The sequence below is a fragment of the Actinobaculum sp. oral taxon 183 str. F0552 genome, assembly GCF_000466165.1.
GTDB lineage: Bacteria > Actinomycetota > Actinomycetes > Actinomycetales > Actinomycetaceae > Peptidiphaga.
Map to the genome: position 1 here is coordinate 97,176 of NZ_KE951439.1, position 10,000 is coordinate 107,175.

General features: G+C 72.3%; 9 protein-coding genes and 1 pseudogene. 3 read left to right on the top strand and 7 right to left on the bottom strand.

Annotated features, from left to right (window positions below):
• From HMPREF0043_RS10255 to HMPREF0043_RS06955, 5 genes are all read right to left on the bottom strand, one after another.
• The coding region (locus HMPREF0043_RS10255) for a PAS domain-containing protein (protein WP_232206072.1) at positions 1 to 523 on the bottom strand (523 nt) is incomplete at its 3' end.
• 318 nt (positions 524 to 841) lie between these two features.
• Complete coding sequence (locus tag HMPREF0043_RS06940) at positions 842 to 2,029, bottom strand: alpha/beta hydrolase (RefSeq protein WP_021602281.1); 1,188 nt, start codon at positions 2,027 to 2,029, stop codon at positions 842 to 844.
• A 161-nt stretch (positions 2,030 to 2,190) separates the two neighbouring features.
• Positions 2,191 to 2,577: a DUF1304 domain-containing protein gene (locus HMPREF0043_RS06945; RefSeq protein ID WP_021602282.1), complete on the bottom strand. Its 387-nt coding sequence runs from the start codon at positions 2,575 to 2,577 to the stop codon at positions 2,191 to 2,193.
• 190 nt (positions 2,578 to 2,767) lie between these two features.
• Complete coding sequence (locus tag HMPREF0043_RS06950; protein ID WP_021602283.1) at positions 2,768 to 4,294, bottom strand: amidohydrolase family protein; 1,527 nt, start codon at positions 4,292 to 4,294, stop codon at positions 2,768 to 2,770.
• Between the two features lie 69 nt (positions 4,295 to 4,363).
• Positions 4,364 to 5,290: a DUF808 domain-containing protein gene (locus HMPREF0043_RS06955; RefSeq protein WP_021602284.1), complete on the bottom strand. Its 927-nt coding sequence runs from the start codon at positions 5,288 to 5,290 to the stop codon at positions 4,364 to 4,366.
• Positions 5,291 to 5,556: 266 nt separating this feature from the next.
• Here HMPREF0043_RS06955 and HMPREF0043_RS06960 point away from each other — a divergent pair, with 266 nt between their 5' ends.
• The gene (locus HMPREF0043_RS06960) at positions 5,557 to 6,111 is read left to right on the top strand and encodes a YagU family protein (RefSeq protein ID WP_021602285.1); all 555 of its coding nucleotides are present in this window, start codon (positions 5,557 to 5,559) and stop codon (positions 6,109 to 6,111) included.
• A gap of 85 nt (positions 6,112 to 6,196) precedes the next feature.
• Here HMPREF0043_RS06960 and HMPREF0043_RS06965 read toward each other — a convergent pair whose 3' ends face one another.
• On the bottom strand, positions 6,197 to 7,222 hold the full coding sequence (locus tag HMPREF0043_RS06965; RefSeq protein ID WP_021602286.1) for a zinc-dependent alcohol dehydrogenase family protein: 1,026 nt from the start codon (positions 7,220 to 7,222) through the stop codon (positions 6,197 to 6,199).
• A gap of 467 nt (positions 7,223 to 7,689) precedes the next feature.
• On the opposite strand from HMPREF0043_RS06965, the gene HMPREF0043_RS06970 reads away from it, so the two are divergent.
• A complete protein-coding gene (locus HMPREF0043_RS06970; protein WP_021602287.1) occupies positions 7,690 to 8,712 on the top strand; it encodes an NADP-dependent oxidoreductase in 1,023 nt (340 codons plus the stop codon).
• Between the two features lie 47 nt (positions 8,713 to 8,759).
• Here HMPREF0043_RS06970 and HMPREF0043_RS06975 read toward each other — a convergent pair whose 3' ends face one another.
• Positions 8,760 to 9,479, bottom strand: a complete 720-nt coding sequence (locus HMPREF0043_RS06975) for a type 1 glutamine amidotransferase (RefSeq protein WP_021602288.1) — start codon at positions 9,477 to 9,479, stop codon at positions 8,760 to 8,762.
• 291 nt (positions 9,480 to 9,770) lie between these two features.
• Between HMPREF0043_RS06975 and HMPREF0043_RS11125 the strand changes: the two are divergent.
• A pseudogene (locus HMPREF0043_RS11125) lies at positions 9,771 to 10,000 on the top strand (hypothetical protein); the annotation flags it as partial.

Below are 10,000 nucleotides of genomic sequence, written 5' to 3' on the forward strand. Positions count from 1 at the left end.
GGGCGGCCATCTGGAGGGCCTCGTAGGAGTTGTAGCCGAGCTCTTCCAGGAGCTCGGCGGCCCTGCCCGCTCCCTTCCGCGACGCGGTGCGGCGGTTCATGCCGTCGGCGAGCAGCTGGTTCTCGTAGGCGCGGACCTTCGTGTAGAGCCCCTTGGCGGCGTCGAAGAGGTCGTCGCGGACCGGCCGGGTGCGCACCGAGAGGTAGCGGTGGCCCGGCAGGGGGGTGACGGTGGCGAACACGTCGTACTCGGTGCCGTCCGCGGCGAGGTTGCGGACGTAGGCGGCGAAGGGCTTGCCCTCTTCGATGGTGTCCCACATGAGCCTGAAGGCGGCGCCCGGCATCTCGGGGTGCCGGATGATGTTGTGGGGGGCGGTCATGAGCTCCCCGCGCGAGTACCGGGAGAGCCTGACGAAGACTTCGTTGGAGGACTCGATGACGCCTCGGCCGTCCGTCACGGAGAAGAAGAGCTCGTCGACTCCGACCTCCTGGATGGCGCCGTTTGGCTGTACCGCGTGACCCACGGGGATACTCCTTTGCGTGTGCGTGAAGAACATCGACCGCAAACACATTGCACGGTGAAAAGCAAATCGTTCGCTTGCGGCGGGCTGCCCATTGACAACCTCCCCAACGATATGCGAGGGAAGCCGAACTGCCAAACTACTGGAGGGTAAACTCCCGACGGGCCGGGCCGGAGCGCGGTGGCGCTGCTCACGCACCGAGGACGTCGGGGACTTTCGGCCTGAGACCGCGTCGTCCGACGGCCAGGAACAGTATGGGCGGCGCCGCGCCGCCGCGCAAGCGGGCTGCTTGAGGGCCGGCACCGGCTGTCGGCCGGCCCCTCACAGGAACCGGGACAGCCATGCGTGGGAGACCGACCGGTTGGCCTGCCCGGCGAGGGAGTTGCCGTAGCTGGAGAAGTGGTTGTACACCGGCATCCTCACGGTCGTCACATTCACACCCGCCGTCCTGGCGCGGTCGCAGAACCTGAAGACGCTCTCCGCGGGGACGTACCCGTCCTCCTCCGGCTCGACGACGAGCGTCCGCGGAGCGTCGCGCGACAGGTACGTGTCCGTGGAGATCGCCCTCATGCGGTCGGCGTGGCGGTCGGGCCTGCCGCCGATGTAGTTCTCGATGAGGGCCTTCGTCTCCCTGCCGCCGACGGCCTGGCCGTGATCGTAGACGTACTGGGGGTCGACGATCGGGACGTAGGCGACGACCGCGGCTGGAACCGGCACCGAGACCCCGCACGAGGGCCGCGCCTGGCCCATGGAGGCCTGATACCCGAGATTAAGCGCGAGATTGCCGCCGGCGGACGCGCCGAGGACCACGATCCTCTTCGGGTCGCCTCCCAGATCGGAGGCGTGCTGCGCCACCCACCCCAACCCGCAGGCCACATCGGCCGGAGCCTTGTCCCACGTCGCGTAAGTCGCGCTGGCCAGCCGGTATTCGACGCTGAAGACGAGGTAGCCGCGGTTGCGCCACCAGTCCGCCTCGGCGCCGCTGCTGCGGGCGTCGCCCATCCCGTCGTTCCACCCTCCCCGGTGGACGAGGTAGAGAACCGGCGCGTTCTTCTTGGGAAGGCGCGGCTTCCACACGCCGATCCTCATCGCGCGCCCGTCGACGACGTTGTAGGTGAGCCAGCCGTCGGCCTCGGGGTGCGCGGGCGAGGACAGGTCGAGCGCGGCGAAGGGGTCGACGCGTCCTCCGTTGGCGGCCGCGGCGGCCGCTATGCGCCCCACCTGCGTCACCGATCCTGCGAGGGCGATGCAGGCGACCAGGCCTCCGGCGATCCGGCAGGCCCCGTTGGGGGCCAGAGGGAGCGAGAGCGCCAGCCCGGCCAGCGAGGCGAGCACGATCCAGCTGCCGTAATTGCCCCAGGCGAATCCCGCTCCCTCCTGCCGGACGGAATGCCCGGGGGCGAGGCTGGCGACTAGGAGTGTGAGGGTTGCGAAGGCGATCGCGACGCCGAGCACGAACCCTGCGTAGCGCATGGTCGTCGCCACGGACGAGCGGGAGGGGAAGGGCATGTGGCACTCCGGTGGTACGAGCGCGGCTTTCCGCGCTGGAGGAGGTGATGAGGGCCGGAAGACGGCATGGGTGAGACCGCGCCGCGGCCACGTCGCCGGGCGATGGTGCGAAGTGAAGGGGTGTGTGCCGCGGGGCGGGGAGCCGTGGGCTGCGCGGACGATCAGGTCAGGAGCGACGCGGTGAGGAAGGCGATCGCCATCGCGGGGAAGAAGCCCTGTTTGGAGGCGGCGCCCCGTTTGCCGGGCGAGGAGACGAAGAGGACGGCCGCGGCCGCGAGCATCGAGCCGGCGCCCGCGAAGATCAGGGCCGCGCCGATCCCGCGGTGCCCGAGGAGGAAGGAGAGGGCGCCGACGCCCGCTTGGACGGCGAGGAAGAGGTTGTAGAACCCCTGGTTGAAGGCCAGCTCTCGCGTATTGCGGGCCTGCTCCGCCGTCATGCCGAAGGCCGTGCGCGCCCTCGGCCCGGCCCAGGCGAGGGACTCCATGTAGAAGATGAAGACGTGGAGAAGGCAGGCCAAAGTCGTGAAGACGGTGGCGGTAACGGCCATGTGGGCTCCTGGATGTACGCGGCGCGCCGCACGCGCGCCGGGGTGTGCGCGGCTCGCGTCGGCCGCGAACCGTGAAGAGTCTATGCTGGCCCCGCGGGCTGAGCATCCACCGTTCGGAGGGATTAGCCGGGCTCGTCTCCCGGGGGTTCGCCGGCCTGGTCCGCCGATGCCGACGGCGTGTGCGGTAGGTCTACGTCCGGGGATGGGCGGCCGCGCGGGCGGCCCGTTCGCGCCACGCCGCGAGGGTGACGGCCGGGCCGAGGACGGCGCGGTCGCCTTCGACCTCTTCGCCGAGTCCTCGCACCGGCGCCAGGGCGTCGGGGGCGAACTCGCGGCCGCGGCTGACGACGATGCGCAGGTCGCGCAGAGCCCCCAGGCCGTCGCGGGGGTCGCCGGCCACCGCGATGACGTCGGCGTCGTAGCCGGGCGTCAGAAAGCCCGTGATCCCGGCCAGGCCGATCGCGGCGGCGGCGCGGCTCGTGGCGGCCATGAGCACGTCGGTGCGGGGGACGCCGAAGGCTTCGAGCGCCTCCAGGCCGGCCACGTAGGCGCGGTGGGGGACCCCGGGTATGCCCGAGTCGTGGCCGGCGACGATGCGCACGCCGTGCTCGTGGAGCTCGCGAACGGGAGGGCGGTAGGAGTCATCCCTGCGGACGATTTCGGGAAGGTCGGCGGTGCTCGTCGTGTCGACGTAGACGCCCGCCTCCGCGATCGCGTCGGCCAGCCGCGGGTCGAAGACGCTGCGCCCGGAGGGGGAGACGAACGAGGCGTGGGCGATGTAGTCCACCCCCGCCGCGACGGCGCGTTCGATGCCCTCGGTCCCGTGCGCGTGGGCGGCGGTCCGCTTGCCGAGCCGGTGCGCCTCGGCGAACAGGACGGCCAGCTCGTCTTGTGAGAACTGCGCGAACCACGGCGCCGAGCCGTCGGTGGTGAAGCCCCCGGTGGCCATGACCTTCACGACGTCCACGCCCCGCCGGTGGTGCGCGCGCACTTCGCGCCGGATGCCGTCCAGTCCGTCCACCTCGGCCCCCGCCTGCCACGAATGCCCCGCGGTCGTGGTGATCTGGGGGCCGGAGGCGAGCACGCGCGGGCCTCGCAGGGCCCCGGCCTCGATTGCGTCGCGCAGGGCGACGTCGACGTAGTGGCGCGCCCCCAGGCTCTGGACGCTCGTGACCCCGATGCTGAGCAGTTCCCGCGCCGAGGCGGCCGCGTTGAGGGTCAGGCGGGCCACCTCGTCCGGGCCGTAGTCCGGATATTCCACGTCGGTGCCCGAGGTGGCCAGGTGGGCGTGGGTCTCGATCAGGCCGGGCATGAGCGTCGCCCCGGGGAAGTTCACGTGCCGGGCGTGCGGGTGGGCGGCGAGCAGGTCGGCGGCGCGGCCCACCGCGGCGATGCGCGTGCCCTCGATGTAGAGGCCGCCTGCGTCCAGGACGTCGAGCTCGCGGCCCTGGCGCCCGCCGGTCAGGACGCGGTCGGCGCTCAGGATCGCCTTCTCCCGGCCGTTCAGGCGTTCTCCGCCGTCCGTGGCGGGAGCGACCCAGCGGACGCCGTCGAGGAGGACGCCGACCCGCGCGATCGGCCGGCCCGGCTGTTGCCCAGGGGCGTCGGACGAGGCTGCGCCGCCTTCCGCGGGGGCCGGCGCGCTGACCGCCGGGGGCGCCGACTGATCGGGCGGGGCGGCCGCACGAGGGTGGTTCGAAGCGTCGTTCGTGCTCACGGGAACTCTCCTTGAACGGGCGGGGAAGCTGATCGGAGGGACGGGGAAACGGCGGATCGGATACGGCAGTCAGCGATCCGTCCGCCCCGAACCGCGGCGCATGGCCGACACCGCGGATTGTACGCCGACGAAGACGCTTCCCCAGGCGAAGCCGGCGACGAGCGAGCAGGCCGTCTCGACGAGCCAGTGCAGCGGCGCCGGGCCGGAGACGGCGGCGGCGATCGCCGCGACGGCGTCATGCGGGGCGCGCCATCCGAGTTCGGCCGCCCCGGAGACGAGCAGATGGCCGCCCACCCACAGCATGGCGGCCACGCCGACGGCCGTGATGCCGGACAGGACCCGGGGCATCGCCGCGACGACGGCGCAGCCGGCCCTCCGGGCGAAGGGGCTGTCGCTGCGGGCGAGCGCGAGGCCGGCGTCGTCGGCCTTGACCAGGAGCGCCACCACGCCGTAGACGAGGGCCGTGATGACCACGGCGACGATCGCCAGCGCCGCCGCGCGCAGCGGAAGGGAATCCCCGGCGACCTCGCCGAGGGCGATCGCCATGATCTCGGCGGACAGGATGAAGTCGGTGCGGACCGCGCTTTTGACGATGGCGTCCTCCGCCTGGGCGTTCTGCGTGACGGCAGCCTCGGCGCGGTGGCCCGCCAGCCTGTCCCAGATCTTGTGCGCGCCCTCGAAGCACAGGTACGTCCCGCCGAGCATGAGGAGCGGGGTCAGCCCCCAGGCCGCGAATTCCGACAGGAGCAGCGCCAGGACGAGGATGACGCTCTTGTTGACGAGGGATCCGGTGGCGATCCGCTTGATGATCGGCAGTTCGCGCTTCGGGTCGATGCCTTCCACGTACTGCGGGGTGACGGCGGTGTCGTCGACGACGACGGCCACGGCCTTCGTGCTGGCCTTGACCGCCCCCGCGGCGATGTCGTCCAGACTGGCCGCGGTGGCCTTGACCAGCGCCGCGATGTCGTCGAGGAGAGCTGCGAGTCCCAGAGCCATGCCGTTCCTTTGAGCGAAGGGGTGTCGACGGAAGACTACCGGCTCGCTGCCCTCCCGTCGCCGGCTCGGCCGGAGAGGGGTCCCATCGCCCGGTGGGAGAGAGGCCCCGCCGCCCGCCGCTTCGGCGCGCTTCGACCCCGACTCGCGGGCGCGCCGATAGCGTGGGAGGGCCGGACCGCCGGCGCGGACAGCCGCTCCGGGGCCCCGCGGTCCGCGAGGGCGGGACCCGGCGAACGTTCACGAATCGCGATCGCAAAGGAAGCCCGATGCTCACACTCCGCGTCACCGACCCGGCCCGCCGTCGCTACCGGGTGGCGGCCCTCGTCGGCTTGATCGCCGGCCTCTTCTCGGCCGTCGTCAAGTTCGGCTGGGAGGTTCCCTTCCCTCCGCGCACCCCCGCCCGCAACGCGACCAACCCTCCCCAGGAGCTGCTCCAGCAGCTGGGCGTGTCGCCCGAGACGAGCCATACGACGGTCGGCTTCAACGGCAACGAGCTGCCGATCTACTCCTTCGCCGTCCACTTCGGCTTCGCCGTCTTCTTCGCGCTGCTCTACTGCCTGGCGGCCGAGAGGTACCCGCAGATCAAGCTGTGGCAGGGCGCCGCGTTCGGCCTGGCCCTATGGTTCGTCTTTCACGTCGTGGCCATGCCGGCCATGGGCACCGTGCCCGCGCCGTGGGACCAGCCCCTCGAGGAGCACCTCTCCGAGGTCTTCGGCCACGCGATCTGGCTCTGGTCCATCGAGATCGTCCGGCGCGACCTGCGCAACCGCATCACCCGCCAGCCCGACCCCGAGGTCCCCCTCGACGAGGCGACCCGCTGAGGGGAGGCGAGCGGCCCCGCGGGGTCGGGGGAGCCCTCTCCCGGCCGTCCGCGGGCCCGGGCCGCCGAGCCGGCCGAACAGACTCCTATCCCCGGGGCCTGAGCAGGACCTTGACAGCGCGGCGCTGGTCCATGGCCTTGTATCCTTCGGCCGCATCCTCCAGCGGGAGGCGCATGGTGAAGACCTTGCTCGGATCGATCTCGCGCTTGAGGATCCGGTCGATCAGGTCGGGGAGGAACCGGCGGACAGGGGCCGGGCCGCCGTGCAGGTGCACTTCGGCGAAGAACAGCGGTTGGCCGGGGATCTCCACGCCGTGGGAGACGCCGACGAAGCCCACGTGCCCGCCGGGCCGGCAGGCGCCGATCGCCTGCATCATCGACTCCTGGGTGCCCACGGCCTCCACGACGCTGTGCGCGCCGAGCCCGCCGGTCATCTCCTTGATCTTGGCCACGCCTTCCTCGCCGCGCTCGGCCACGACGTCGGTGGCTCCGAATTCCCGGGCCAGCGCAGCGCGGTCCTCGTGCCTGGACATGGCGATGACCCGGTCGGCTCCCAGCTGGCTGGCCGCCAGGACGGCCATGAGCCCCACCGCGCCGTCGCCCACGACGGCGACGGTCTTGCCCGGGCCGGCCTCGGCCGCCACGGCGCCGAACCATCCGGTGCCCAGAACGTCCGAGGCGGCGAGCAGGGAGGCGACGGTCGCCTCGTCGTCGGGGCGCCCGCCGGGCACGGCCACCAGCGTGCCGTCGGCCTGCGGAACCCGCGTGTACTGAGCCTGGGTGTCGCTCATGAACCCGCCGTTGACGCAGCGGGACTGGTAGCCGCTCCGGCAGATCTCGCACGTGTCGTCGGAGACGCAGAAGGAGCCGACGACGAAGTCGCCCGGCTTGACGTTCTTCACCGCCGAGCCGACTTCGGTGACCGTCCCGACGTACTCGTGCCCCATGGGGCGGCTGTCCGCGGGTTCCAGCCCGCGGTAGGGCCACAGATCCGAGCCGCAGATGCAGGCTGCGGCGACCTCGATGATCGCGTCGGTGGGTTCGACGATCTGCGGTTGCTCCCGGTCCTCGACTCTCACGTCTCCGGGGGCGTGCATGACGACTCCGCGCATGGCGAAGCTCCTTCCTAGTTCCTTGGCTTCTTCCAATCGGTCTTCGGCGTCGACGGGGCGCGGGCCCGATCCGATGCGGCGTCCGGCGCCCTGGAGCCTTCTCAGGCGGGGCGGCGGACGAGCCACGGCCCCGCTGACACCACCCTAGGGGATTCCCCCGGGATGCCGTGGAAGGCCGATCGGTTGTTCTGCGGGACAGGGTGGTTGCAGGATTCCCCGCGGGGCGTCGTGGAAGGCCGCGGAGTCAGCGCGGCGCCGGATCGTCGGATCCACCGGAACGCTGCGGGACGCCGCCGGCCCCGGCGACTCGTCTCGCCGGTCTCCCACAGGCGAGGCGGGATTCCGTATGCTGATGCCAGGCACGCCGTCTCCGGTGTTCGAGCGCACCGTCCTCTCCGGCATGCGCCGGAGCCCTCGGTTGCGCACCGGAGGCTCCGAGCGTGCGCCGCCGGAAGTTAGGAGTCGCCATGCGCGCCATCGGATTCGACACATACGGAGGCCCCGAGGTCCTCCACGAAGTAGAGCTGCCCGACCCCCGTCCGGGACCGGGGGAGATCCTCGTCCGCGTCGACGCCGCGGGGGTGGCCCCCGTCGACGCCATGGCCCGCAGCGGAGGGCTCGCCGCGCTCTACGAGGGCATCACGACATGCCGGGCGGCGGGAGAGAACCCGTGGACAGGGCTCGCCGCGCTCTACGAGGGCATCACCCCTCCCTACGTCCCCGGGATGGACGTCTGCGGAGTCGTCGAAGAGGTCGGCGAGGGGGCGTCCGGCGGGCAGGAGAACCTGGCCGTCGGAGCGCGGGTCGTGGCATTCGTCGCCTTCTCCGGCTCCCGCGGCGGCTACAGCGAGGCCGTCGTCGTGCCGGCCGTCTCGGCCGTGCGCGCTCCCGCGAACGCCACGCCCTCCGAGGCGGTCGCCTTCCTCTTGAACGCTCTGACCGCCCGGAACTCGCTCGACGCCCTCGCCCTCCCGCCCGGGGCGACGGTGCTCGTGACCGGTGCGGCCGGATCGGTGGGAGGCTACATCACCCAGTTGGCCTACGCCGAGGGGCTGCACGTCATCGCGCTGGCGGGCGCCGGCGACGAAAGCCTGGTCCGGGGCTTCGGGGCGGAGGACTTCATCCCTCGGGGAGCCGACGTCGTCGCCGAGGCGCGCGCCCTGGCCCCCGACGGCGTGGACGCCGTCGCCGACACCGCCCAGATCGCTGTGGATCTCCTGGGCGCCGTGCGAGACGGCGGGCGGGTCTCGATCCTGAGGCCCGTCTCGCAGGACGACCCCGGCAGGGGCATCACCCTTCTTCCGCTGACCGTGCGCAAGCGCGCCACCGACCAGGCAGCCATGGCCGGGCTGCGCGACCTGATCGAGTCTCGGACGCTGAGCATCCGCCTGGGCCCCGTCCTGCCGGCGTCGCAGGCCGCCGAGGCGCACCGCCTCCTGGAGGCGGGAGGCCAGCGCGGCCGGATCGTCCTGACCTTCCCGGTGGACTGAGCCTCTCCCGGCCTCGAAAGCGCCTTCCGCGCGGCTCCCCGCGGGCGTCAGACCGCCACTCGTTCGTGCGCCGCGCACTGGGCGGCGAAGGCGCGGACGATGAGGCTCCCGGAGGCGGCGACCCGCGGGTCGACCGCCTCGATGCCGCGGATGAAGCCGGGGTCGGCCATGCCGTCCCGCGCCCGCCACATGAGCATCCGCTCGGGCGTGGCCTCCGGGTGGAACTGCACCCCGAGCGCGTTGCCGAGGCGGAAGGCCTGGACGGGGCAGGCTTGGGAGCTGGCCAGGAGAGTGGCCCCGGCCGGGAGTTCGGCGACCGCGTCGTCGTGGCACTGGTAGGCGATGACGCCGCCGTCGCCCAGGGCCGTGGACTCGTGCAGCCGGCCGAGCACCGGGTCGCACGCGCACGAGTCGAGCAGGACGATCGACTGCGCCCCCCTCTCGCGACTGCGCCTGTCGCCGACGCTCACTCGGCCGCCGAGGGCGGCGGCCAGGATCTGGTGGCCCAGGCAGATGGCGAGCACCGGCAGCCCCGCGCCGACCGCCTCGCGCAGTCCCTCCGCCAGATCCCCGATCCACGGATGCCGCGCGGCATCGTGGGCGCCCATGGGGCCGCCGAGCACGACGGCGCCGTCGCCCCACGAGGACGCCTGCGGGACGGGCTCCTCCCACAGGCGGACGGTGCCGCAGTCGACGTCCGGCAGCCACTCGGCCAGCCTGTCGGGAGGGCACTCGGGATGCGGCTGGAAGATCGTGATTCTCGTCATTGTGAGCTTTCGTGTCGTACCATGGAGCCTTCGGCGGGATGCGCCGGAAGATGGATCCTCAGCGGCCAGGCCAATGGGTGCGCCGGTGATCGCCGGGTCCGCTCATGGGCGTATGCCTGGAATCGTAGGCTACCGGCGTGTGCGTCTCGGCAGGCGACGGGCCGCAGCAGACATTTCTCACATGTGAGATAGGGTCGAGCGCGCGGTTCGTCCGGCGACGGCCGCATCCCGCAGAAGGGGCCGGCCGATGCATGCACCGGCGCGGTCCGCGCCCACGGTCCAGGAGGAGAGATGACAGGCAGGAAGGCGAAGGGACGCGGCGCGGCGGCGCCCGCCCGGATTCTCGGCGGCGATATTCTCGGCGGCGATCCGCCCGACGGGGCGGGCGAGCACCTCCGCAGAGGGCTGAGCAACCGCCACATCCAGCTCATCGCCATCGGCGGGGCGATCGGCACGGGCCTCTTCCTCGGCGCCGGGAAGTCGATCAGCGTCGCCGGCCCGTCGATCCTCCTCGTCTACAC